This is a genomic window from Pseudomonas sp. JV449 (genome assembly GCF_032424295.1).
In the GTDB taxonomy this organism is placed as follows: domain Bacteria; phylum Pseudomonadota; class Gammaproteobacteria; order Pseudomonadales; family Pseudomonadaceae; genus Aquipseudomonas; species Aquipseudomonas marginalis.
Genome location: NZ_VYKD01000005.1, coordinates 245,207 through 268,827, shown reverse-complemented (window position 1 = coordinate 268,827; position 23,621 = coordinate 245,207). Strand labels below are relative to the sequence as shown.

At 60.9% G+C, this 23,621-nt stretch carries 21 protein-coding genes; 4 read left to right on the top strand and 17 right to left on the bottom strand.

Features of this window, described 5'->3' with window-relative positions; genetic code table 11:
- Nucleotides 1-26: 26 nt before the first annotated feature.
- Entirely contained in the window at nt 27-2,552 is a 2,526-nt protein-coding gene (locus tag F6S08_RS06475) for a CS1-pili formation C-terminal domain-containing protein (RefSeq protein ID WP_315871404.1), read from the bottom strand.
- 125 nt (nt 2,553-2,677) lie between these two features.
- The gene (locus F6S08_RS06470; RefSeq protein WP_065926563.1) at nt 2,678-3,169 is read right to left on the bottom strand and encodes a CS1 type fimbrial major subunit; all 492 of its coding nucleotides are present in this window, start codon (nt 3,167-3,169) and stop codon (nt 2,678-2,680) included.
- Nucleotides 3,170-3,693: 524 nt separating this feature from the next.
- On the opposite strand from F6S08_RS06470, the gene F6S08_RS06465 reads away from it, so the two are divergent.
- Together F6S08_RS06465 and F6S08_RS06460 are read left to right on the top strand one after the other, a co-directional pair.
- On the top strand, nt 3,694-4,242 hold the full coding sequence (locus F6S08_RS06465; RefSeq protein ID WP_065926564.1) for a PadR family transcriptional regulator: 549 nt from the start codon (nt 3,694-3,696) through the stop codon (nt 4,240-4,242).
- Nucleotides 4,239-5,006, top strand: coding sequence for a siderophore-interacting protein (locus F6S08_RS06460; protein WP_065926565.1), 768 nt, complete (start codon nt 4,239-4,241; stop codon nt 5,004-5,006). Before F6S08_RS06465 ends, F6S08_RS06460 begins: the two co-directional genes overlap by 4 nt.
- A gap of 3 nt (nt 5,007-5,009) precedes the next feature.
- Here F6S08_RS06460 and F6S08_RS06455 read toward each other — a convergent pair whose 3' ends face one another.
- The 11 genes from F6S08_RS06455 to F6S08_RS06405 form a co-directional block, all read right to left on the bottom strand.
- Entirely contained in the window at nt 5,010-5,966 is a 957-nt protein-coding gene (locus tag F6S08_RS06455; RefSeq protein WP_065926566.1) for a fimbrial protein, read from the bottom strand.
- A gap of 112 nt (nt 5,967-6,078) precedes the next feature.
- Nucleotides 6,079-6,627 (bottom strand): fimbrial protein, encoded by a 549-nt coding sequence (locus F6S08_RS06450; RefSeq protein WP_074844028.1) that lies wholly within the window; start codon nt 6,625-6,627, stop codon nt 6,079-6,081.
- Between the two features lie 9 nt (nt 6,628-6,636).
- Nucleotides 6,637-7,116 (bottom strand): fimbrial protein, encoded by a 480-nt coding sequence (locus tag F6S08_RS06445; protein ID WP_065926568.1) that lies wholly within the window; start codon nt 7,114-7,116, stop codon nt 6,637-6,639.
- A gap of 13 nt (nt 7,117-7,129) precedes the next feature.
- A complete protein-coding gene (locus F6S08_RS06440; RefSeq protein WP_065926569.1) occupies nt 7,130-7,624 on the bottom strand; it encodes a fimbrial protein in 495 nt (164 codons plus the stop codon).
- A 10-nt stretch (nt 7,625-7,634) separates the two neighbouring features.
- Nucleotides 7,635-8,216, bottom strand: coding sequence for a fimbrial protein (locus tag F6S08_RS06435; RefSeq protein ID WP_065948889.1), 582 nt, complete (start codon nt 8,214-8,216; stop codon nt 7,635-7,637).
- Between the two features lie 22 nt (nt 8,217-8,238).
- On the bottom strand, nt 8,239-9,000 hold the full coding sequence (locus tag F6S08_RS06430; protein WP_065926571.1) for a fimbria/pilus periplasmic chaperone: 762 nt from the start codon (nt 8,998-9,000) through the stop codon (nt 8,239-8,241).
- The gene (locus F6S08_RS06425) at nt 8,997-11,600 is read right to left on the bottom strand and encodes an outer membrane usher protein (RefSeq protein WP_315871403.1); all 2,604 of its coding nucleotides are present in this window, start codon (nt 11,598-11,600) and stop codon (nt 8,997-8,999) included. Before F6S08_RS06425 ends, F6S08_RS06430 begins: the two co-directional genes overlap by 4 nt.
- Nucleotides 11,601-11,619: 19 nt before the next feature.
- Nucleotides 11,620-12,180: a fimbrial protein gene (locus tag F6S08_RS06420; RefSeq protein WP_065926572.1), complete on the bottom strand. Its 561-nt coding sequence runs from the start codon at nt 12,178-12,180 to the stop codon at nt 11,620-11,622.
- A gap of 50 nt (nt 12,181-12,230) precedes the next feature.
- Entirely contained in the window at nt 12,231-12,740 is a 510-nt protein-coding gene (locus F6S08_RS06415; RefSeq protein WP_065926573.1) for a fimbrial protein, read from the bottom strand.
- 490 nt (nt 12,741-13,230) lie between these two features.
- Nucleotides 13,231-13,857, bottom strand: coding sequence for a Pr6Pr family membrane protein (locus F6S08_RS06410; protein WP_065948890.1), 627 nt, complete (start codon nt 13,855-13,857; stop codon nt 13,231-13,233).
- A 4-nt stretch (nt 13,858-13,861) separates the two neighbouring features.
- On the bottom strand, nt 13,862-14,095 hold the full coding sequence (locus F6S08_RS06405) for a VF530 family DNA-binding protein (protein ID WP_027604640.1): 234 nt from the start codon (nt 14,093-14,095) through the stop codon (nt 13,862-13,864).
- Between the two features lie 149 nt (nt 14,096-14,244).
- Between F6S08_RS06405 and F6S08_RS06400 the strand changes: the two genes are divergently transcribed.
- Both F6S08_RS06400 and F6S08_RS06395 read left to right on the top strand, forming a co-directional pair.
- Complete coding sequence (locus F6S08_RS06400) at nt 14,245-16,263, top strand: TonB-dependent receptor (RefSeq protein WP_065926575.1); 2,019 nt, start codon at nt 14,245-14,247, stop codon at nt 16,261-16,263.
- Nucleotides 16,264-16,646: 383 nt separating this feature from the next.
- The gene (locus F6S08_RS06395; protein WP_315871402.1) at nt 16,647-19,064 is read left to right on the top strand and encodes a glucose/quinate/shikimate family membrane-bound PQQ-dependent dehydrogenase; all 2,418 of its coding nucleotides are present in this window, start codon (nt 16,647-16,649) and stop codon (nt 19,062-19,064) included.
- Nucleotides 19,065-19,155: 91 nt separating this feature from the next.
- Here F6S08_RS06395 and F6S08_RS06390 read toward each other — a convergent pair whose 3' ends face one another.
- From F6S08_RS06390 to F6S08_RS06375, 4 genes are read right to left on the bottom strand one after another with little or no spacing between them, the layout of a single operon-like run.
- Nucleotides 19,156-19,575, bottom strand: a complete 420-nt coding sequence (locus F6S08_RS06390) for a group I truncated hemoglobin (RefSeq protein ID WP_065926577.1) — start codon at nt 19,573-19,575, stop codon at nt 19,156-19,158.
- Nucleotides 19,575-20,432, bottom strand: coding sequence for a DUF3034 family protein (locus F6S08_RS06385; RefSeq protein ID WP_074844021.1), 858 nt, complete (start codon nt 20,430-20,432; stop codon nt 19,575-19,577). The genes F6S08_RS06390 and F6S08_RS06385 overlap by 1 nt, the downstream gene beginning before the upstream one ends.
- 9 nt (nt 20,433-20,441) lie before the next feature.
- Entirely contained in the window at nt 20,442-22,790 is a 2,349-nt protein-coding gene (locus F6S08_RS06380; RefSeq protein WP_315871401.1) for an EAL domain-containing protein, read from the bottom strand.
- Nucleotides 22,774-23,457 (bottom strand): methylamine utilization protein, encoded by a 684-nt coding sequence (locus F6S08_RS06375; protein ID WP_409999754.1) that lies wholly within the window; start codon nt 23,455-23,457, stop codon nt 22,774-22,776. The genes F6S08_RS06380 and F6S08_RS06375 overlap by 17 nt, the downstream gene beginning before the upstream one ends.
- Between the last annotated feature and the right edge of the window lie 164 nt (nt 23,458-23,621).

The following is a 23,621-nucleotide window of genomic DNA, read 5'->3' as shown; positions in this document are numbered from 1 at the left end:
GACTGTGCGTGTTCTCATCTTCATGCTCAACCGGCAATCTGTTCGGTGACTGTGGACTCCGCCAACGTATCCGGCGTGCAGCGCAAGTCCCCGATCATCAGCACACTGTTTTCAAGGCGCGCTTTGGAAGGATCAAGCCTGAACTGGCAGAGCAGTTGGTTGTTGCGGCGCACTTCCAGGGTTGGCGAGCTGGCGTTCATTTCCAGGGAGAAGAACCCATCGACCTCACTCACCCCACGCGTGGCGTGGTTGATCACATGCAGGCCCTTGAGCGGTTTGCCCTGAGGGTCCACCAAGCGCCCGAGCACGGTGACGGTTTGCATCACGCTGACCTTGCGGTACTCCACGCCGCCCTTGTTCAGGTGGTAGCGCGTGCGCGGCGGTTGAATCGAGGCCGAGGGCGCGTGGTTGCCTTCGAAGTCGAAGCTCACCGAGCTGCCTTTGTAGGCGGTGATCGGGATGAAGTTGCGACCAGGGCGCAGGGCCGTGCTACCGCCGCTCAAGTCGTCGGCGCGCAGGGCGATGTCGTCGACGTCGGTTTCGACATCCACGATCAACCCGGAGCCGGTGCCGTGGTATTGGCTGGTGAGCACCATTTTTTGTTGGCCCAGGGCAAAGGTGCTGTCCAGGTTCAGGCCGCCCGCCAGCTCATTGTTGAATGAGGAACGCTGGACGTAGCCATCACCACTGACAAACTCGTTCTCGAAACTGGCCATGCCGGACAAACCGATGCCGTAGGTGTCAGTGATCGCCGTGGCGGAGACGCTTTGCAGCACGTGGTCTTGCAGGTCCTTGCGGTAGGTCAGCGAGGCATTGTTGTCGCGGGTGCCCTCGCGGGAGGTACGCGTGCCGATGCTGGCGGACCACTGCTCGCCGGGGGCGCCGAGGGCCAGGCTGATGCTCAGGTCGACCCCACGGTTGCGCCGGTCGCCCGTGCTGGCGGTGGCTGGCCGGTCAAATACCGACACGCGCCAGTTGGCGTCGTTGCCGAACATATGGGTGCGCTCGGTCCAGCCCAGGTCCAGGCCGACGCCTTCACTGTTGCCTTCGCTGTAGAACAGGCGAGCGTTGATCGAGCGCAGGTTGCTCAAGCGGTGGTTGACTGAAATCGATGAGTTACTGGTCTGGCCCACAAACACGTCGCGCTGGCGAATGCGCGTGCCATCCGGCAGGGTTTCATAGGTGTTACGGGTGTCTAGCCAGCTGCGCGTGTGGTTGAACACGACGCTTCCCAGGCCGTAGTTGTACAGGCCGTTGAGGTCGAGGCCGGTGCCGTATTTTTCCGTCCAGTAGACGTTGGCATACAGGCTGGCCTGGTCGGCGAGGGTCCAGTCGACCGAGGTGCCGTATTGCATGTTGTCCTTGACCTGGCGACCGGACGCCCCCAACACCACACGGGGGTGAGCCAGGTAGTTCACCAAGATGCCTGCGGTCGGGCTGCCGCTGCTCTGCTCATCAAAGTTGCTCAGCAGTTTGCTTTCCCGGCCAGCAAACAGGTTGTAGCGCCAGCGCTCGTCGTGGTTGCGCCAGTTGTTGGGCTTGTACACCAACTCCTGGGTGGTGCTGGTGATCTGGCCGTCCTCCACCAGGCGTACTTCCACTTCATAAATGCCACCGGGCAGCGGCCGCGTGTCCAGGCTGTGCAAGCCGCTGCTGACCGGCTGGGTGTTGATCAGCAGGCCATTGCGATAAATCTCCACCGATGCCTGGCGGCTGGCGGTGACATAGATCGGGTAAACGGCAGGCTTGGAATTATTGATCATCAGGCTGTCGGAACTGCCATACATCACGCCCACGGCGGTGTCCGGGCTGGCCCCGAAGGTTCGCAACTGGCGGGTCAGGCCTTCGGCATTGGGTGTGAAATAGCCCAAGCGCAGGAAGTTGCCCTGCAGTTCACGCTGGGTATAGAGCGCATACACGGCGTGGTTGAGGTCATCGTCGTCCGGCCCGCCGAGACGCGAGAACTGCATGTTCAGGGTCTGGCTCCACAGGCCCAGGCTGCTGCTGGCATCGATGCCGAAGCGCCCGCCCAGGTCCTGCCCTTCGCCACCGCTGAGGTTCATCTGGTTGCGCACGATCAGGCCAGTGCTGCCGCCGGTGGGCAGAAAGTAGTAGCGCTGCTCCTCGGCGTCGCGCTCGGCATTTTCGGTCAGCAGGGAAACCGTGGAGTTTTCCAGGTTGTAATGCACGGCCATGAGCCCGTCGGGGCAATTGGTTTCGCATGCCCCCAGGGGCACGCCTTGTTTCAGGTACTCGGCCCAGCGGTCACGCTCGTCATCCTTGATCACGCTGCCGTCATGGTCGGTAAAGTCGAGTAAGGTCAGCCCGTCATCACGGGTCAATACGATCATCGCCTCGGACACAAACTCTTGGTCCAGATCCACCTTGACTGCCAGGGGCACGTCGAAGAAATGCTCTTCAAAGTCCGCCGGAAGTCCCTTGGCCTGGGAAAGCAGACTACGAGGTGTAGTGCCGTCGGCAGTACCTGCCGCCAGCGCGTTCGCACAAAACAACAAGGCAAGCGCTGCCGCGATGGGAGTCATCGGGAACATGAACGGAATACTCTGATTTCGAATTTCAATACGAGAAAACCGGCCGACCGACAGACAGAGACTGACTGCCGACCGGTTTGACTACCGAGCCACAGGCCGGTGCTTACCGCTCAACGAGCCTGGCTTCACGGCGTGACGCGCGGCTCGTGGTCGAACACGATGGTGTAGTTGGTGGTGAAGAGCCCGGAAACGCCATCCGCAGGTTTGGCAGCGGCCACTACCAGGTCCGCCTGGGTACCTGGAGTGGAGCTGGCATCATCGACCACTTCCAGCGGCGAGCCGGTCAGTACGACACCGTTGAAGGTGTTGGTCAGTGCGATCGCGTCGCTACCGTTGGTCAACGAAGCAGGGCCGCCCTCGATGTAAGCCTTGATCGAGCCGTCGGTGTTTTTCACATCGTAGGTGGCGCGCAACTGGCTCAACTCGCCGGTGACGGTGTTGTAGTTCATGGTTTCGTCACGACCGAAGTTGGGGTCACGTGGCTGCGCGTGGAACTGCTTGGTCGGAATCGTTGCCTTGATGTTGATGACACTGCTGGCTTCACCTGCGGCGAACACGCTGGACGTGCTGAAAGCCAGTGCGAGAAACGGCAGTACGAAAGCGGTCTTCTTAAGCATTTTAAGTACCTGTTGTGGCATTAGATGTTGGTTGGGAAACCGATTTTCCCAATGCGACAAAACACGAATAAACCGGGTCTTGCGACGCAGGTAAATAGTGCTTGGAAATCACACTTGACGATGCCAGCAACCTCGCTTTAGCGCGTAATAAATCTCGACCCGACCGGAAAGAAAAAAACCTTAATATTCAATAATATGAACATTAACTGTCATCCACTAATTACATCCAAACATCACTGATACTACTTATATAAATCATAAAGCTGTAGGAGATCGGCCACACGACTAGAGCGGGCTTGAGTCTGCATACTTCTAGAGCAAACACTCCAGCTAACAACTGTATTTAATATTCATGCAAATGCCATGTGTTCGCCCACTTAAAGGCGAGCAGTGCCACGCTCCGTTCACCCCTACCGACCACCCGCCAAGCGCAGATTTGCTTGCGCTACCGTTCGTCAGACGATTTTGCGCTCTTCATAAGATATATCTTAAGTTGCATCTTAATTAGACAGGAGAGAACGATCATGAGAGACCCTCATCACCACCGAGACCACGGTGACGACCGCGACGGCTTCGAGAAACGCCCCGTCCGCGAACGCGGCGGCCGTGGCCCGCGCGTCTTTGCGCCGGGCGACCTGAAGCTGCTGCTGCCCGCCCTGATCGCCGAACAGCCGTGCCACGGCTACGACCTGATCCGCCAGATCGAAGGCCTGTTTGACGGCGCCTACACCCCAAGCCCAGGGGTGATCTACCCGACGCTGACCTTCCTGGAAGAAAGCGAATTGATCAGCGGCGACGCCGAAGGCGGAAAAAAACGCTACACAATCACCGACGCCGGACGTCTCTTCTTAAGCGAACAGGCGGTTGCGCTGGACGGTGTGCGCATGCGCATCCAATTGAGCAAACGCTCGCTGCGCGGTCATGACCGCCCTGCGGAAATCCACGAGGCCGTGCACAACCTGCGCCATGCCTTGCATTCGCACCACGGGCGCTGGAGCCCGGAAGAAATCGTTCGTGTCGCGGCGCTGCTCAACGGCGCCGCCCAAGCCATTGCCGACGGGACAGCTCAATGAATACGCAAGCCATCCACCGTGTCACCCACGAAATCAAACGCCGCCGCCTTGAAGTATTGCGGGTAGTCGACCTCACCCCGCGCATGCGCCGCATCACCCTGGGCGGCCCGGAACTGGCGGGCTTTATCAGCCTGGGCAGTGACGATCACATCAAGCTGCTGTTCCCACAGAACGCTGCGGAACAAGCGGCGCTGGAAAGCCCGACCTTCAACATCAAGGGCGACGGCCCGCAGCCGGCGATGCGCGACTACACGCCACGCCGCTTCGACCTGGACATCGGCGAACTGGACATCGACTTCGTGCTGCACGGCGACGGCCCGGCCTCCACCTGGGCTGAACAGGCCAAGGTCGGCCAGCACCTGTATATCGGCGGGCCACGGGGCTCGATGATCGTGCCGGATATGTTCGACAGCTATTTGCTGATCGGCGATGAGACGGCGATCCCGGCCATTGCTCGGCGCCTGGAAGAATTACCGGCCGGGCGCAAGGTGCTGGCGGTGATCGAAATCGCCAATGCGGCGGAACGGCAGGCACTGGCAAGTGCTGCCGATGTGGAGGTGAAATGGATCGTGCGCGGCCAGGACGACCTGCTCGACACCGTGCAGAAACTGACGCTGCCGAGCGGTTCGTTGTACAGCTTTGTCGCCACCGAAACCAGGCTGTCGCGCCAGGTCCGCCGGGTGCTGCTGGACACACACAAGGTCAATGAGGCGTTCCTCAAGGCGGTGGGTTACTGGCGTGCGGAAGGCAGCGAAGAGGAGTAAGCCTCAGGGCACCCCCATTACAAGGACGCCGCTGCCGCTGACAACCCCAGCGGCAGGCAGTGAACCGAAACGCCGTACGAGGGAAAACGTCACATCGTCGCTCCCCACACTGTTGGTGATTTGGGTCAGGAATGAACCACCGACTTGAACCGCGCTTGCGCCACGAACCAGGGCCGTGCCCACGTCCGGGTTGGTCATGCGCAGCAGGCGCGTGTCGAACGACGAGGCGGTACCTTTGTAGGTGATGGTGATCGGCGTGGTAATCCCGCCGTCCGGGCATGAATAGGTGAGCCGGCGGTTGCTGCGGATGGTCGTGGTCAGCGGATCGGTACCTATTGCTCTTTGGTGCACATTGCCGAAGTTGATCTCGATCGGGTTGTTATTGTTGATCGTGCAGGTGGACGGGGAGATGGTGAAGTTGTTGGCAGCCGTATACGTGACCGTGAGTTGCGGCCGTGTCGCGTCGTAATTGTTCGAGCTGGTGAGACGCAACAGGCCGAGGGTATCTCCTGTTCGTATATCGATCGGATTGGAGGGACTGTGACGCACCAGGATGTAAGGGGTGATATTGATCGGATAGCCGATCCCGTTGTTGGGCATGGTAGCCACCCGTATACCCGCCGGAACCGGGGTATTGAGGAAAGCGCCATTGATACGCAAACCACTCCGTTCACTGACGAACTTGGGGCCGGATGTCCAAGGTGTCCCAGAGGCATTGCCGGTTTCCCAATAGTCCGCCCCCCAAGCCGGGCCTGCTCCAGCCGTAAACCGACATTCGAGCCGGGCACCTTCCATCAGGATCCTCGTGCGATCCGCATCGAGTCGTACCGTTACGGGGACGGTCAGATGAGTGACGCGCGCCCACTCACCGCCATTGACCCGACAGTCTACGGCCTGCGCGGTCGTGCTGACGCCAATCAGCAGGAGAAGCACAATGGCGCTGTCATATAGTCGTTTCATGTTGATCTCTCGTTGCTTATCTACACAGGCGCCATCCAGCGAACAATCAGTTCGTGCAGACCTGATTGATCTGGAGCCCCATGCGTATGCGCCCGGTTGTCGAGCGTTTGAATTACGGATAATCCAGCGTAAAAGTAGAAGTCGCGGTATAGCTGCCGTGCCCTATGGTCTGGTCCCTGATGGCCATCGGCTCCCCTTGCACGTAGGCTTTGAGTTCGATGACATTGCTGCCATTACTCAGTACCTGTTCGTCGCTGGTTTTATTCAGCGGCAAGGGCTTGTTACCCAGCGTCTCTATACCGATCCCGATACCGGAGGCGCCGCTTCCACCATCGAGTGCGAGCAACCCCGGAAGCTCCCGGTTTTCTACGCCGCCGAACGTGATGGTCACCGTGTCGCCGATGGTGGTGTCGCAGTCCTCCAGGTGCAGCTTGAAACCTTTGCCCACCGAACGCGTATTGATGTAGAGGTGCTTGCTGGTCAGGTCCCAGAGTTCCAGGCTGATTGCCTCGTCACCCGGGCGGATGGTGCAGGCTTCTTCAACCAGGTTGCCCTTGAAATTCAGGTTATCCGCCGCGTGTGCTTCGCAGATCAGGCCGAGGGCCGGCAGGCACGCCAGCACGGCGTACAGCCTGGCCCTACGAACAGTTTCATGTCCCATATCCAACTCCTACTGGTACTCGGCCAACAACGTCGCCACCGCGGTAAACCTGGCGGGGGCAAGCGTTGCACCGGGCTGTTTGACCGGCACGACTTCCAATACCGGCGGGGAAGACAGGGTGATGTCCAGTGGCGTATTGAGTCGAAACGGCAGGTTGTTTTGGAATATCCGAATACCCAGGTCAGGTGCACTGGTCTGCAATGCCGCGCCGTCGAACGTCGTGGGGGTACCGTTGACACTCAACTTGAGTACCCACGGGAGCGTGTCGACGCCACAATTGATGGTGTAACCCACCCCCCGGCGATATTTCACCCCATCGACCCGCTTGACCCCCACATCCCCAAAGTCGACTTCAATCTTGTTGCCCGCATCAATGGTGCAGGGCGGGGGCTCGTTAAGCGTTCCGCTGAACGTTACGTTGGCCGACGCACTATGGCAGAGGCCGATGGAACACAAAGCGAGCAAGGCTCGCTGCTGCCAGCATGTCATTGCGCGCTCCTCATCACTGGTAATCGATCACGAAGGTGGCGGCAGCGTCGAATGCGCCTCCCACCAGCCGGCTGCCCGCGCGCTTGACAGGCACCGCCTGCACCACGGGAAAGTTCGGATAGGTAAAATTCACGCTCGAATTCAGCGCCCAGTCAGCGCCATTGAGCGACAGCTTGACCCCCAGGTCCGGGTTGCGGGTCGAGAGCACACGCCCATCGAACGAAGCCCCGGTCCCCCTGAGCTGGAGAGTCATCGCGTTACTGAACGGGGCGTCACAGGTGACGGTGTAAGGCACGTTGCGACGGTAGTTGACCCCGTCGATCCGTGACGTAAGAAGGTCATTGCCAAAAGGCACATTGAGCGTACCGCCGCCATTGATGACGCAGGGCGGAGGCGCAATGATGACTGCGCGGATGATCAGGCTGGTCTCGGCCTGCGCGCCTTGACTGACCGCCCACAACAGGCCCCCCACGATAAGAATGGCCCGCGAGCCGACTGACTTAGCCATTGTTTTGCCCTTACTCATAACTGAGCCTGAAATCCACCACGGCCCGAAACGCTCCGCTGGTCAACGGCGCGGAGGTACGCGTGGGTTGAACATTCCACGTCTGGGTCGTGCTGCCCTCGCTCAGAAACAACGGTTCGCCCCTGGAGCCCAGCTGTACATCGCGCCCCAGGGCATCGGTCAACCGCAGTCCCATCCCGGTGATGCCTTGCACTTTGACCAGTCGTGGGTCGTCGGCATCGGCAGGGGCAACAAACGTCACCGACAACACCGGTTGGTGAGCGCTCCATGCCAGGTTCCCGGTACGTTCGCTGCGGATACTGCCTGCGGTGCGCTGGCAATCCTGAAAACGCAGTTGAAACGGCTTCGATGGGGCCTGATCGCCAGGTCGTTGCAGCTGACTGGCAGACACGGCGCCCAAGTCGACCGTTTGATGCAACGATGTCATCTCCAGCGTGCAAGGGGACTCATGCATGGATCCGGAAACGTTCAACCGGCCACGCTGGCCATCGATTCCATCGTCATCCTCGGCGCCCGCGCGCGTTGCCAGGACCAGTAACACACAGCCCAGGACTTTCACGTTGTGCAACTTCATGACGCTCTCCCGCTGCAGGCTGCTACTCATTAGGCGTCGAGACTTGCAAGTTCACCTTGCATGTTTCGCCCGTGCAGGTGAACGCCAGTAATGGACGCCCGCCGTAGTCATTCACGTAGGCCAGGTAGGGTGAATTGCCCAGCGCCTTGGCCGTCGGCCCGAGGGTTTGCGTGCCTTTAGGCGGGATCATCACGGGCTCGAAACCCGGCACGGTCTTGCCGTCTTTGCTGCTGCGAGCATCCACCAGAGACACGTAGTAAGGCGTAGGGTTGTTCACCTGGTAACGGTCGCCCTGGCGGGTCAGGGTCAGCTTTTCCTGCCAGGGGTTGGACAGGTCTTGCTGACTGGGAGCGATGGCCTGCGGTCGGTAGAACAATTTAATCCGGGTCTGCAGCGCGATTTGCAGGGTGTTGGATTTGTCGCTGCGCGGTGGAATCTCCCGCAGGTTGAAGTAGTAGACCGTCTCGCGATCCTGCGGCAACGACTTGGCCGCCGGCAACGCCTGCACTTTCACCTGGCTTTGCTTGCCGGGCTCCAAACGTTGAACCGGCGGCAGCACGATCAAGGGCGAGGTGATCTTGTTGCCCTCCTCGTCCTCGATCCAGCCTTGGGCCAGGTACGGCAGTTGGGTGTTGTTATTGGTGATATTCACGCTGGTCGCATCCTTGCCACCGTCAAAAATCACCCGGGTTCGGTCCAGGCCAACCGCGGCGCCGGCACTCTGGCTCAGACCCAGAGCCAGCAGTGCGAAGACCAGGAGTGTGGGGTGCGTATTGAGCATCATGAGGCGTTGTTCTCCGTATCGGTACGCTTCCCGGTCAGCGCTGCTGGCTCGGGTGAGGATTGATCAGTGGCTACGCTCTGGCAGCGCAATTGCAAGGCATCGGTCAAGCTGTCTGCGGGCAGCGCGACGGGCAGCGTGAGCAGGCAGCGTTCGATGCCGCCCCAACTGACGATCATTTGCTCACCGGCCTGAATACCGCTCAGGTAAACAGCGCCACCGTCGTTCACAATCCCGGTGTCCTGCTGTTTGGTGTTCTTCACCGTCGCGCCGAAGGGCGGTGCACTGCCATCCGGCAGGCGCAGGACAGCCATGGCCTTCTCACCGGCAATCACGTCCAGGGACCGATAACCAATGGCCCCTTCGGTAAGGGTCAGTTGGGTCACCGATTGAGTGGCTTCAACGTTGCTCGGCAGGTTCTCCAGGTCGACAGTGGCGGCCGTACGCTGGTAGCTGCTGATATCGGAAATCACTGCCTTGCCGAACGCGTTGGTGCGGGTCGATGTGCCGTAACCACGCACAGGCACATCGGGCACACCTCCGGTGTCGAGCATCAGGCGGGTGCCACCGGTGCCATTGGTTCGGTGCAGCGCCGCACCGTAGGGCGTGAGCGTGCCGCCGCCGCGAATGGATGCACTGAGGGTCCTGCCACTGCCTTCCTGGGTGCTGGCGCTGAGATCGATGTCGGCCTGGTCGCCGATATGACTCAGATAGCCGCTGGCGGAGCGGTCGCTTGCATTGAGCTGGTAACTGTTGCGCTCATCGAGGCGATCGCTGTAGCGCGTCGAGAAACTCTCTTTACCCGAGGTCCTGTTGGCGTCCAGCGACAGGGTGCCGCTGCGCCCCAACGGCAGGCTGACCGTCAGCGCCATTCCGTTATCCTTGTAGGCATACTCCTGGGTGCGAAACATGTTCAGGGACAGGCTCATGTTCCTGACGGTTCCCACATTGAAGTAGCGCGACATCGACAGGTTCCAACGCTGAGTGTCCGGGCGCCCCCAATACGTCTGCTTGTTGTAGCTGGCGTAGACGGTCGCCCCAAGGTCACGAAACTGCTTGTTGAGCGTCACCGTATACAGGGCCTTGCTGTCGCCAATCGGCTTCCAGCCCTCGATGTATTCACCGCGCTCGATCCCGCCGCGCTCACCGTTCAACCCGTAATGACGGGCGTCCAGGTACTCGCTCATGCTCAAGTAGTTTTTCTCGGAAAACCGGTAACCGGCAAACGTGACCTGGCTGTCGTACTGCTCGAAGTGCTTGGAGTATTGAAGGCGGTAGGATTTGCCCGAGAATGCCTGGTTCCACACACTGGCGTGGGACTGGGTGGCATCCAGCGATACGGCGCCGAACGCCAGCAGGTCGCGACCGACCCCGACAGACAATGCGCGGTAGTTGTTATCCGTTATCCCGCCGCCAAACAGCGACCAGCCATTGCTGATCCCCCAGGAGAATTCGCCGGTGCCGAAAACGCTGCCGTTGGCACCGTACTGAAGATCGGACGGGCGCCCGGTCGCCAGCTTGTATCGAACGTGCCCAGGACGTGTCAGGTAGGGAACGCCTGCCGTATCGATCTGGAAGGTCTGAACCGAACCGTCCTGCTCCTCGACCCGCACATCCAGAGTGCCACTCACGGCGTCGCTGAGGTCCTGAATGCGATAAGGGCCTGCGGCGACCAGCGTTTCATACAGCACGCGGCCCTTCTGGCTGATGATGATTCTTGCGTTGGTCTTGGCGACCCCGACGACTTCCGGTGCGTAGCCACGCAGGTTGGGTGGCAGTTGGCTTTGATCCGAGATCAGCGAAGCCCCGGTAAAACGGAAGCTGTCGAAGATGTCCGAGTACAGGTAGTCCTCTCCGACCGTCAAGCGTGCCTTCAGTGCAGGCACTGCGCGATAGGCGTAGTAGCGACTCCACTCCAACTGTTGTTGATCCCTGGGTGCCCCTTCCACGCCTTTCTCGATCCGCCCCTGCCAGTCGGCCCTCAGGCGCCAGGCCCCGGCATTGGCGCCAAGGGTTCCGTTACCACTGAGGTTGTTGCGGGTGCCGTCATTCTTTTGATAGCTGGACTGCGCCGTCATGTTGTAGTCAACCAGCAGCCCCGGCACCCCCTCATCCCACCGGGACGGCGGATCCCAATGGATGGCGCTGTACTCGAGGTAGGCCTGGGGCAGGTTGATGTTCAGTGTGGAGGTGGCCAGGTCGCCACTGACCTCCATGCCAGGCAAACTTTCGGTATCCAGGCACTCGCCGTTTTTCCACCATTTGAGTTTGGCCGCGTCCGACGCCTTGAGACCCAATTGATCGACAAGATCCAGCGACAAACATGCCTGGCTGCCTTTAGGGTCATTATCGGGGGGATAGAAAGCCACCGATTGCTCAGCAATGGGCTGGGCATTGATCTGCACTACCATCGAATAGGTGCCCGGCAGAATAAACCCGCTGCGGGCAAACTGAGACAAGTCAATATTAGTGCGATCACTCAGATCAAGAACATCAGTATTAAACTCAATATCCCCAGCAGCCAGTGCAGTGCCTGCCAATGATATCAACCCGCCAAAAAGGCTTGGGCGCAGCGTATTTTTGACCTTCGCTGTATTTAACATGCAAGCAACCCATCAACGTTCAAAAATATTCCAACTTGAACCGCACGGCAGTACGGTGGGCTCCGGCCACTATGGGCAATCCGTTACCGACAAAATGAAGCGTGTAGTGCAGCGTCATATCGCCTTCCGTTAACGGATGTGGAGTCATCGGCTGACCCGGAACACTTAACTGGCCAGCGGAATCCTCAATATTCATCGCAACGCCTTGGGAGCCACCAAAGACCGCAAAAGAACGACCACCTCTATCCGTGGGGCCGTCAAACGTCACCCGAAGGTGCTGCCAGTCGGGCAGCGTCACCCCTGGACGGGATGGATCGGTACGACTCAAGGTGCAATTGACCAGGCGCAACTGGAAGGACTGGTCCTGGCCCCTGGCGCGCCGCAGGAACCGGCCAATGGGCTCGGGGTCCGTATCGATGGTTTGATCGACGCTGACCAACTCCAGCCCGCAGGCCGAGTCGACGACCTCTCCTCCCAGCGTGACAAGCCCATCACCTTGAGCAGGCTCCTGGGCAACCACCCCAGGGCTGATGAACATCGCCAAAGAAGAGGAGATAGCGAGACTTATGAATGTTTTCACCTGTGCCTCCACCAGCCTCCCCCGCCACGCTGGGTGGCGGGGGAAAACGCTTACTGATAAGCCAAGGTGAAGTTGGTCACCGCACTGAAGTCGCCTGGCACGATGTCGCCCGTGGCGGCGCCTTGTACATAGGCACCGAACTCCAGCGTGTTGTCACCGGCGGCAATCACTTGCGGCGTGGTAGCCACGCCCAATTCAACGGGTTTACTGCCATGGGTCATCATGATGCCCACATTGCCCGCGCTCCCGACGGTGCCCAGCGCACCCGGCACAACGCTCGATGGCGCTCCGGTGAAGGTGGTGGTCACGGTGTTATCGGTGAGACCCGCCAGGTCGCAGCCCTCAAGTTCAATCAGCAGGCGACGCGGCTCGGACTTCCCGCCCGCTTGCAATTGATGTTTTGCGATCGCGCCAAGGGGAATGGTCTGATCGACCGAATCAGGCTTGATAGAGCAGGCACCCGAATGGACCGACCCCAAGAACGTGACAGTTCCGTCCGCCGCCTGGGCAACGGACATCGACCCCACCAACAGCCCGATAGAGAACAGCGCGGTTTTCATTTTAGCTTTCATTTATAGATGCCCACATTAGTAATAAACGTCGTTTAAGTGATTCCGCCGCCGTGGCGCACAGAATTCCTCTATTTATTCCAATTACTTGTATTGCAAACCAGCTCATTTGAAGCCAGGCGATTATCCCGACCAAATTCCAAAAACATAAGTCGGCCAGTTCTTCTAATTACGTAGCCCTGCAACACTTAAACACATAGGAAAAACATGGCAAATTGCCAAAACTTTGAAAACATCCGTAAGAATTGGACTACATCGGCCTTAGTTGCAAAAGCTTGTCTTCAGATATAACTGTAAGAGAGGGATTACACTCAACGAAAAATAACAACATTTACTCGAGCACATCAACTAACGTGTTGATAAGTGCGCGACGTGGCGAAACACCGCTCAATGGAAAACCATGGACGGTGCGCAGCGGGGGGATGACGAGGCTTAAAGCCTGGGAGAAGGGAGTTGCTCCCTGCCCAGAGATCCGTACAGGTTAAATTCGGGGTGACTTCAAGGTCTTGTCCAGGCCGACCGCCGCCAGGGCAACCAGCACGAACCCCAGCAGGATCCCCCCGGCATTCACAAACACTTGTGGATAACCCAGGGTGCCGACATCGATGAACGGGTACTGGTACTGCCCGAGCAAATCCCCGCGCAGCAGCACATAGCCGAAGTACACCAGCGGGTAGATGACCCACAGGCCAATGTGCTTGAGGCGCAACTGGCCCTTGGGCACGCAGCGCCACCAGTACAGCACGAACAGCAGCGGCATCACGTCGTGCAGCAGTTCATCGGCGATCCATTGAAAGCCTTCGGGCTGCCACAGATGCCGCAGCAACAGGCTGTAGGCCAAGCCGACCACCACGATGCTGACGGCGATGCCGCTGCTGACGCCGGGGGCGAGGAAAAACCGCCTGGCTGCAGAATCGCGCTTCACCCACGCATAGCTCAGCACCACCGCTGCCAGGGTATTGGTCAGCACCGTGAAGAAACTGAAGAAGTTGATCAGCCCGCCGAGCAGACTGGCGCCGGACTCCCAGCGCGAATAGAAAATCAGGTATTGCTGAATCGCCAGGCCCACCCAACCGGCCAGCGCCGCTGCCGCCACATACCGCTTCATGAGGTCAATCCAGCGGGCGTTTGGTGCGCATCAGCTTGACGTACAAGCCTTCGACCTTCTCCCGCGCCCATGGGGTCTTGCGCAAGAAAGTCAGGCTCGACTTGATGCTCGGGTCGCTCTTGAAGCAACGGATATCAATGCGTTCGGCCAGGCCTGCCCATTCGTAGTGTTCCACCAGGGTGGTGAGGACGTGTTGCAGGGTCACGCCGTGGAGGGGGTCGTTGTTTGTCGCGGTCATGCCGGGCCTATGAAAAAGTGCTCACGAAGGCGCACACCTTATCACTCCGCCCTGGCAGGTAAAAAAAGTTCCCGCTCCCGGCAAAAAAGAGATGTTATATTGTAACTATAAATCTCAAATCTTTTCGTCGTTTTGCCAAGGAATGTCCGATGTCCCTCTCCTCCCTGTGGCGCTTGTCGCCGCTCGCCGCCGCCCTGTTGATCAGCTCGGAAGCCCACGCCCTGGAACTGCAACCCCAAGTCATCACCGGCAACCCGCTGGGCAGCGAGCAACTCGCCTCGCCGACCACCGTGCTGGAGGGCGATGAGCTGACCCTGCAACAAAAAGGCAGCCTCGGCGAAACCCTGAACAAGCAACCGGGCGTGTCCTCCTCGTACTTTGGCCCAGGCGCCAGCCGGCCGATCATTCGTGGCCAGGACGGCGACCGTATACGCATTTTGCGCAACGGCGTGGGCGCGCTGGATGCGTCGTCGCTGTCCTATGACCACGCGGTGCCGCTGGACCCGGTCAACGTCGAACGCATTGAAATCGTACGCGGCCCGGCAGCGCTGTTGTATGGCGGCAGCGCCATCGGTGGCGTGGTCAACACCTTCGACAACCGCATCCCCACCGAAGCCATCGAGGGCATCCACGGCGCCGGTGAATTGCGTTACGGCGGCGCCGATACCACGCGCAGCAGTGCGGGCAAGCTGGAAGCCGGCAATGGCACCTTCGCCTTGCACCTGGACGCCAACGCGCGGGAATTCAACGACCTGAAAATCCCCGGCCAGGCCCGCAGCCGCCACGCCCCGGACAGCGATGACGCACCCGGCAGGAACGGCCGCCTGGGCAACAGCGACGGGCGCCAGGACGGCGGTGCGGTAGGCGGCTCCTACACCTGGGACGACGGTTACGCCGGGCTGTCCTACAGCAACTACGACAGCAACTACGGCTCGCCGGCCGAGCAGGAAGTGCGCATCCGCATGAAGCAGGATCACTACGCCTTTGCGTCCGAGATCCGCAACCTGCAAGGCCCGTTCACCTCGGTCAAACTCGACGCGGGCTACACCGACTACGAGCACCGCGAAATCGAAGGCGGCGAAACCGGCACGATCTTCAAGAACAAAGGCTATGAAGCCCGCGTCGAAGCGCGTCACCAGCCCGTTGGCCCGTTCGATGGCGTGGTGGGCGCCCAAGTAACCCGCAACGAGTTCTCGGCCCTCGGTGAAGAAGCCTTCGTGCCGCAGACCGACACCAACGCCGGCGCGCTGTTTATCCTCGAAGAAATGCAGGCCACCGAGCGCCTCAAGCTCAGCCTCGGCGGGCGCCTGGAGCACACCAGCGTCGACCCGGACGCCAAGGGCAACGCGCGTTTTGCCGGTGCCGACAAGACCAACGACTTCACCGCCGGCAGCCTGTCGTCCGGCGCGGTGTATACGCTGACGCCCATCTGGTCCCTGGCCGCGACCCTGGGCTACACCGAGCGCGCGCCGACCTTCTACGAGCTGTATGCCAACGGCGCCCACGTCGCCACCGGCACCTATGAACTGGGCGATGCCAACCTGAAAAAAGAAAAGGCCGTGTCCAGCGACCTGGCCCTGCGCTTTGACAATGGCACGCACAAGGGCAGCTTCGGCGTGTTCTACAGCCGCTTCTCCAATTACATCGGCCTGCTGGGCACGGGTCGTACGCTGAACGATGAAGGCGAAGAAGACGCGGATGGCATTCCTGAGTACGAATATTCCGGCGTGCGGGCACGTTTCGCCGGCTTCGAAGCCCAGGATCACATCAAGCTCGGCGAAGGCGCCTACGGCAAATTCGCGCTGGAGCTGTCAGGCGACTACACCCGCGCCACCAACCTCGACACCGGCGAAGCCTTGCCGCGCATCGCCCCGTTGCGCTTGAACAGCGGTTTGCTGTGGGAACTGGACCGCTGGCAGGCACGCATCGACGTCGAACACGCCGCTGGCCAGGGCCGTGTGCCGGATAACGAAAGCGGCACCGATGGCTACACCACATTGGGCGCGAGCGCCGGTTATCACTTCAATGTCGGCGGCAGCCAATGGCTGGCGTTTGTGAACGGTGAAAACCTGACCAACCAGACCGTGCGCTATGCCAGCTCGATCCTGCGCGATATCGCGCCGGCACCGGGACGCAGTGTGCAATTGGGCATCCGCACCACCTTCTAAACACACTGAAATTCCCCTGTGGGAGGAGGCTTGCCCCTCCCACCGTTATTTGGCAGCGACGATCTGTCACTGTTACCAAATCGGAAATGATGCATCTTGCGATTTGCGCTTTCTCTCGGCGCGTCCGCGCTTTATCCTTGTCGGCAATAAACTGAAACGTTTCACTTCCCCGGTCGATCCTATCTTGCTGATTATTCCTGCCCACCAAGACAGCGCTGTCTTACACCGACCCGCGCCTGGGGATAAATCGCCCGCCTGTGGATAACCCCCGCTTTCCCCAGAAAAACCGAATTAACGCTGAACCAAGCCCGTGCCGAATCGTCATCTACAGTGAATGAAGCACGGGGTTACACAATTATTCCAACGTCACGGAGAAACACACTATGAGCACTGATGGTGCTTCGAGCCCAAGCCGCCTGCTGCCCAGGCTGCTGGGGATCTTGCTGCTGATCATGGGCCTGGCCTTGCTGGCCGGCGGCGTCAAGCTGAGCCTGCTCGGCGGGTCGCTGTACTACCTGCTGGCCGGTATCGGCATCACCCTGACCGGCCTCCTGCTGCTGGCTACCCGCCGCGCAGCGCTGGGCCTGTACGCGCTGGTGCTGTTCGCCAGTACCGTGTGGGCCTTGTGGGAAGTCGGCCTGGACTGGTGGCAGTTGGTGCCGCGCCTGGCGCTGCTGTTCGCCCTGGGCATCGTCATGCTGCTCCCGTGGTTTCGCCGTCCGTTGCTGCGCGGCCAACCTGCCCCGCTGGGCACTGGTGCGCTGAGCGTGGCCGTGGTGCTGGCCGGTGCAACCGCCCTGGCCAGCCAATTCACCAACCCCGGTGAAATGGTCAAGACCGGCCAACTGGACCGCGACGCGGTACCGGGCATGGCCAGCGCTGCACCGTCCCAGGCCGATGGCGACTGGAACTCCTATGGCCGCTCGGCCTACGGTGATCGTTACTCGCCGTTGGCGCAGATCACTCCGGAAAACGCGCACAAGCTGGTACCGGCATGGACCTATCGCACCGGCGACATCCCCGGCCCGAACGATCCAGGCGAGACCACCGCGGAAAACACCCCGCTGAAAGTCAACGGCATGCTCTACGTGTGCACGCCCCACAGCCAGGTGATTGCGCTGGACCCGGACACCGGCAAGGAAATCTGGCGCTTCGATCCGAAGATCAGCAGCCAGGGTGCCGAGAACTTCAAGGGTTGGGCGCACATGACCTGCCGTGGCGTGTCGTATCACGATGACGCCGCCTACGCTTCCGAGCAGAGCCCGACCGGCAGCGTCAGCCCGGCCGCCGCGCCGAATGCCTGCCCGAAACGCATCTTCGTGCCGACCGCCGACACCCGCCTGATCGCCCTGAACGCCGACACCGGCAAGATGTGCGAAGACTTCGGTGACAAAGGCCAGGTCGACCTGCGTGCCAACATCGGCAGCTTCGCCCCAGGCGGTTACTACTCCACTTCGCCACCGGCCGTGACCAAAAACCTGGTGGTGATCGGTGGACACGTCACCGATAACGTCTCCACCGACGAGCCCAGCGGCGTGATCCGCGCGTTCGACGTACACACCGGCAAGCTGGTGTGGAACTGGGACAGCGGCAACCCGGACGACACTACCCCGTTGGCCGAAGGCAAGACCTACACCCGCAACTCGCCGAACATGTGGTCCATGTTCGCCGTGGATGAAAAACTCGGCATGCTCTACCTGCCGATGGGCAACCAGATGCCCGACCAGTACGGCGGCGATCGTACCGACGATTCCGAGAAATACGCTGCGGGCCTGACCGCCCTGGACATCGACAGCGGCCACGTGAAGTGGACCTTCCAGTTCACTCACCATGACCTGTGGGACATGGACGTCGGCGGCCAGCCGTCGCTGATCGACATCAAGACCGAAGCCGGCGTGAAGCAAGCGGTGATGGCGTCGACCAAGCAAGGCAGCATCTACGTGCTGGACCGCGCCACCGGCCAGCCGGTGGTGCCGATCCACGAAGTGGCCGTGCCCCAGGGCGCTGTCGCGGGCGACCGTACTTCCCCGACCCAGCCGAAGTCCGAGCTGAACTTCATGCCACCGCCCCTCAAGGAGCGTGACATGTGGGGCGTGACACCGTTCGACCAACTGCTGTGCCGCATCGATTTCAAATCCATGCGCTACGACGGCCCGTTCACCCCGCCATCGCTGCAAGGTTCGATCGTTTACCCAGGTAACTTTGGCGTGTTCGACTGGGGTGGTATTTCCGTCGACCCGGTACGCCAGATCGCCTTCGTGAACCCGAGCTACATGGCGTTCAAATCCAAGCTGATCCCGGCGGCCGATATCGCCAAGCAAGGCCCTCGCGTCAGCGAAACCCAGGGCGTGCAGCCGAACAAAGGCGCGCCGTACGGCGTGATCCTCGAAGCACTGCTGTCGCCCCTGGGCCTGCCGTGCCAGGCACCGGCGTGGGGTTATGTGGCCGCGGTCGACCTGACCACCCACCAGACTATCTGGATGCACAAGAACGGTACCGTGCGTGACAGCTCGCCGGTTCCTGTTCCGCTGACCATGGGCGTACCGAGCCTGGGCGGCACCTTCACCACGGCCGGTGGCGTGTCGTTCCTCAGCGGTACCCTCGACCAGTACCTGCGGGCCTATGACGTGAAAAACGGCAAGCAGTTGTGGGAAGGCCGCCTGCCAGCCGGCGCGCAAACCACCCCGATGACCTACACCGGCAAGGACGGCAAGCAATACGTGCTGGTCGTGGCGGGTGGTCATGGTTCCCTGGGGACTAAGCAGGGTGACTATGTGATGGCGTTTAAACTGCCGGATTAAGCAAGACTGGCGTTAAAACAAAGGCGGCTACCCTCAACAGGTAGCCGCCTTTTTCATGTGTGATGCAGGACTGAATGTGGTGTTCAGCAGACTAGTGCTCGATCACTTCTCCACGCATCGCAGCCAGCCGGGCAATCAATCGATTTTGCACCGCTACCGCAATGCCCTCGCGGTCCATCGCCTTGATCAAATCCTCCACCAACGCATTAAAGTCACTGCGGCTCACGTTCTGGCCCTTGTGACTCTCGGCCATGCTGTCACCGGTGTAGGTGCACGGCCCACCTGCCTCGACGCAGAACTGTTCGATCAACTTGTTGCGCAAACGCTGGATATCGATGCGTCGGAAGCGTTCGACAATGCGCTCATCGCGGGCAATGTTGAGCAGCATGCCTTCGACAATCCGCGTGATGCCGGGCATGGCGCCGAGGTCGCGGTACAGGCTGTCGTCCTTGGGCGGTTGCTGGGCGCAGGCGCTGAGCAGCAGCACCAGGGCGATGGGTAGAAAGCGCATCAGAAACTCCCCTGCACCGACAGGTAGGTGCCGTTCTGGTTATCCAAGGTCGCGATTTCGCCGAGGTGGGCGTAGGCCAGCACAAACGACAGGTGTTTATTGGGAAAGTAGCCGACAAACACATCGGCCCAGTCGCTTTCGCCGGCGAACGACAGGTTGTCGGGTTTCTCGCGGTACTCCACGCCCACCGCCCAGCGCGGGTTGAACAGCAGCGCCAGCGAGCCTTCCTTGAGCAGGCTGCGGCTGTCGCGACGGTCGCCGCCAAAGCCGAGCAGGCCGGTTTCGTTGGCGCGGCTGTAGCGCAGGCTGGCGTTGACCAGCACGTTGTAGCCAAACGCGGCGCCCATGAACAAGCGGCTGGCGGCGAGGTAGCCCTCCACATCGCTGTCGCGCTTGGCGCCGACCAGGCTGGGGATATCGAAATTGGTCTGGTGCTTGTATTCCAGGCCGAGGGACACCTGCGGCAAGCGGTCGTAAATCACGTCACCGAACAGGCGAACCTTCACGCCCAGTACATCCTGGCCGAGGTTGTCTTCGGGCAGGTTGAGCTTATGCACCAGGCTACCGAGGTCAAAGCGCTGGCGGGCGAAAGACACTTCGACCCGGTTGTCATAGGCCAGCGCCAACCCGGCCACGTCCAGCCGATAATCCGGCAGGTTGACCGTGGTGGCGAACGCCGTGGCACCCCACTCATGCTGTTCGCCGTAGCCGGTCAACACCGCCCACGGCGTGATCCCACCGCCGGCCGTACCCTCGATGCTGCTGGCACCGCCGGTGGCGATCAGGCGACCGTTATCGGCCAGGGTGGTTTGCACCGTCAGGGCGGCCAGGCAGCCGATCACTAGAGAAAGACGCACGTCAGCCACTCAATGAACCAGGGAAGTTTGCGCACTGAGGGGCAAGGCCACCCAGGCTTCGAAAGCGTCGGCGCTCAAGGGCCGGCTGATCAGATAACCCTGGGCCGTATCGCACTGCCAGCGTTCCAGAAGACGCAGGCTGTGGGCGTATTCAACGCCCTCGGCGACCACTTTGAGGCCCAGATTGTGGCTCATCTCGATGGTGGAACGCACGATCACTGCGTCTTCACTGGTTTCATCGAGGTTGCGCACAAAGGATTGGTCGATCTTCAATTCTTGCACCGGCAAGCGCTTGAGGTGCGCGAGGGACGAGTAGCCAGTGCCGAAGTCATCCACCGACAGGCTGATGCCGCAATCGCGCAGCAGGTGCAGGACTTTGAGGGCTTTTTCCGGCTCGCGCATCACCGCGCTCTCGGTGATTTCAAACACCAACTGCTCCGCCGGCAAGTTATAGCGCCGCAACAACGCCAAGACGCGGTGAGCCAGCTCATCGCCGAGCAAGTCGTCTGCCGAGATGTTCAACGACAGCTGCAGGTACAGGCCACGGCGGTTCCATTCACACAACTGACGAATGCCTTCCTCGATCACCCAATGGGTCAACAACTGGATGCTGCCCGAGCGTTCGGCCAGGGGGATGAACTCCGCTGGCGAGACCATGCCGAACTGCGGGTGCTGCCAGCGCAGCAAGGCTTCGGCCTGGCGCACATGGCCTTGGCGAATGTCCAGCTTGGGCTGGTAATGCAGCAGCAGTTGGCCCTGGTTGGGCGCGTGACGCAGGTCGCGGATCAGGGTGATCTGGCGGCGGTGCGCGAGGTCGCGGCCCTGCTCGTAGATTTGCAGGCGGCCGGGCATTTGCGCGGCGTCTTTCATGGCGATGGCTGCGCGCTCGAGCAAGGTGTGCGGGCTTTCGCCATCGGCCGGGAATGCCGCGATGCCCAGGCGGCAGTCCAGCGCCAGGTCATGGCCGTTGATGCGCTGGGGGCGCAGCAACAGTTGCTGGAGCTTGTCGGCCATGCCCACCGCCTCGTCGCTGCCGGCGCCTTCGAGCAGGAGCAGGAACTCGTCGGCAATCAAGTGCGCCAGGGTATCGCCAGGACGCAACACCGCCTCCAGGCGACGACTGACGGCCAGCAGCAATTGGTCCACCGCATCCGGCCCGGCGGTTTCGCTGGCGGCGCGCAAGTTGTCGATGCCCAGGTAAATCAGCGCGACCGGCCGATTCAACGCAATGGCGCTGCCCAGGCGCTCCATGGCCAGCGCGCGGTTCGGCAGGCCGGTGAGCCGATCATGCAGGGCGTTGTGGGCAAGCTGCTGTTCGCGCTCGGCGATCCCGCTTTGCATGGAGTTGACCGCATGGGCCAGCAAGCCCAGTTCGTCGCTGCGGGCCAGGGCCACCGGCGTCTGATAATCGCCCTGGCCAATGCGTTCGGCCGCCAGGGCCAGCGCCTGCACCGGGCGCGACACGGTGCGCGCCAGCAACAAGGCACCGATCAACGAGGCCAGCAATGCGATCAATGCGATACCGAGGATCTTTTCATCCAACGGCACAAAGGCCTGCATCGCCGCATCCAGCGGGCTTTGCAGCAAGGCCAGGATCTTGCCGTTTTCATCACTGGCCAAGACCAGCGACTGGCTGAGGAAGCTCTGCTCCAGATGATCGGTGGTGGACACGCCACGGCGCGTGGAATCGCCCTGCATCAGGCTCAGGATACTCCCGCGCAGCGCCTGGGGCTGGGTGGTGACCAACTCGCCGGGCTGGTCTTTATCAATCGCCAGGAACGACACTTCGAGGTTGCTCAACGAACGCAACTCATCGGCGAACACGCCGTCCATGCTGAAGCCCATCACCACCCGCGCAATCGGCAACGGCGCCAGCACCGAGGCCTCCACCAGCAGGTGCGGCTTGCCTTGCAGCGGCACGATCAGCATGGCCTGGCGATTGCGCCGGGCTTCGCGCAGCGATTGGTCATAGTGGAAGGTCGAACCTTCGGGCACTTCGCTCAGGGTGCTGGCCAGGACTTTGCCGTCCATGCCCAGCAGGATCATGTCGCTGGCGTTGATGCGCTTGCCGTGGTTGAGCAGCACCGAGCGCATCGTCGCCGAATCGCCACTGGCCACCGCATCACGAAAACCGAAGTCGGCCGCCAGCAATTGCACGCCGTCGGCGAGGCGCCGGCCGCGTGCGTCCAGCAAGCGCTCGAACACCCGCGCGCCCACGTCCAACTGGGCCAGCGCCTGGCTGCGCACCGCCGAGCTGGTGGCGGCCTTGACGCTGAAGTACAGCGCACCGATCACCACCAGCAGCAGCAGGATCAGAACGCTGGCGACCCGCGCCTGGAAACTACTGCGCAGGTTCACGGGCAGCTCGGTTGAAGGCATCGCCAAAGGCGCTTGGCATCGGTGTGGGTGGAAGATCTTCGGACGCGGGCTCAAGGGCCAGCACCACGCGGTGGCTCAGGCCGGCGGCGGGAACATGCAGGGTGCCGCCATCCAAGGGCTGCATATTCGCCAATTGCGGATGCCACAGGGTGGCGTGGTAATCGCCGGGAGGCAGTTGCTCCAGGCGCACCTGGCCCTGGGCATCGCTGACGCCAAAGTGCGGATCGTCGGTGACGTATATATAGCCGAGCATCCAGTCATGGATATTGCAGCCCAAGACCACCACGCCGGGCTTGTCGAACAGCAGCGGCTCGCTGGGCGTGCCTTCATACAGGCGCAGTTCGAAGCGTTTGGCTGCGGAGAAGGAATACACCTGGTGCCGGATGTTATCGCTGTTGGGGAAACGCACCTGGGTGCCGGTATGGACCGCCAGCACATGTGGGGCAAAACGCTGGCCACGTTGGTCCATATTGGCCTTGAGCACACCGGCAGGCGCGCTTGCCGGGCCCTGGAGGGTCACGACTGCATCGGCAACCGGGCTGCCATCGGCCTGGCGCATCGAGACCTCAAGCGTGGCCGCCGACGCGGGGCATGCCACTGCCAGCACCAGCGCTACACGGGATAAGAAGTCAGTCATTCGAGCCATGGGATATCCGCAAAAAATGGAAAAAGAGCGGCCAGCCCTGGCACAACGAAGCACAGCCATGATGCCGCAAACAAGGCAAAATGCCATCACTGATTATGAGATGAGGCTTGACCGTTGGTCGGCAAAAACCTATGCAATCGGTCAAGCTCTGTAGAGGATGTCGA

Bases quoted from the DNA above. Each gene is read 5' to 3' on its own strand.
- F6S08_RS06475 (WP_315871404.1), bottom strand. From the start codon at position 2,552: ATGTTCCCGATGACTCCCATCGCGGCAGCGCTTGCCTTGTTGTTTTGT.
- F6S08_RS06450 (WP_074844028.1), bottom strand. From the start codon at position 6,627: ATGGGACATGAAACTGTTCGTAGGGCCAGGCTGTACGCCGTGCTGGCG.
- F6S08_RS06425 (WP_315871403.1), bottom strand. From the start codon at position 11,600: ATGTTAAATACAGCGAAGGTCAAAAATACGCTGCGCCCAAGCCTTTTT.
- F6S08_RS06435 (WP_065948889.1), bottom strand. From the start codon at position 8,216: ATGAAGTTGCACAACGTGAAAGTCCTGGGCTGTGTGTTACTGGTCCTG.
- F6S08_RS06375 (WP_409999754.1), bottom strand. From the start codon at position 23,457: ATGGCTCGAATGACTGACTTCTTATCCCGTGTAGCGCTGGTGCTGGCA.
- F6S08_RS06430 (WP_065926571.1), bottom strand. From the start codon at position 9,000: ATGATGCTCAATACGCACCCCACACTCCTGGTCTTCGCACTGCTGGCT.
- F6S08_RS06410 (WP_065948890.1), bottom strand. From the start codon at position 13,857: ATGAAGCGGTATGTGGCGGCAGCGGCGCTGGCCGGTTGGGTGGGCCTG.
- F6S08_RS06460 (WP_065926565.1), top strand. From the start codon at position 4,239: ATGAATACGCAAGCCATCCACCGTGTCACCCACGAAATCAAACGCCGC.
- F6S08_RS06390 (WP_065926577.1), bottom strand. From the start codon at position 19,575: ATGCGCTTTCTACCCATCGCCCTGGTGCTGCTGCTCAGCGCCTGCGCC.
- F6S08_RS06445 (WP_065926568.1), bottom strand. From the start codon at position 7,116: ATGACATGCTGGCAGCAGCGAGCCTTGCTCGCTTTGTGTTCCATCGGC.
- F6S08_RS06465 (WP_065926564.1), top strand. From the start codon at position 3,694: ATGAGAGACCCTCATCACCACCGAGACCACGGTGACGACCGCGACGGC.
- F6S08_RS06415 (WP_065926573.1), bottom strand. From the start codon at position 12,740: ATGAAAACCGCGCTGTTCTCTATCGGGCTGTTGGTGGGGTCGATGTCC.
- F6S08_RS06395 (WP_315871402.1), top strand. From the start codon at position 16,647: ATGAGCACTGATGGTGCTTCGAGCCCAAGCCGCCTGCTGCCCAGGCTG.
- F6S08_RS06440 (WP_065926569.1), bottom strand. From the start codon at position 7,624: ATGGCTAAGTCAGTCGGCTCGCGGGCCATTCTTATCGTGGGGGGCCTG.
- F6S08_RS06400 (WP_065926575.1), top strand. From the start codon at position 14,245: ATGTCCCTCTCCTCCCTGTGGCGCTTGTCGCCGCTCGCCGCCGCCCTG.
- F6S08_RS06470 (WP_065926563.1), bottom strand. From the start codon at position 3,169: ATGCTTAAGAAGACCGCTTTCGTACTGCCGTTTCTCGCACTGGCTTTC.
- F6S08_RS06455 (WP_065926566.1), bottom strand. From the start codon at position 5,966: ATGAAACGACTATATGACAGCGCCATTGTGCTTCTCCTGCTGATTGGC.
- F6S08_RS06405 (WP_027604640.1), bottom strand. From the start codon at position 14,095: ATGACCGCGACAAACAACGACCCCCTCCACGGCGTGACCCTGCAACAC.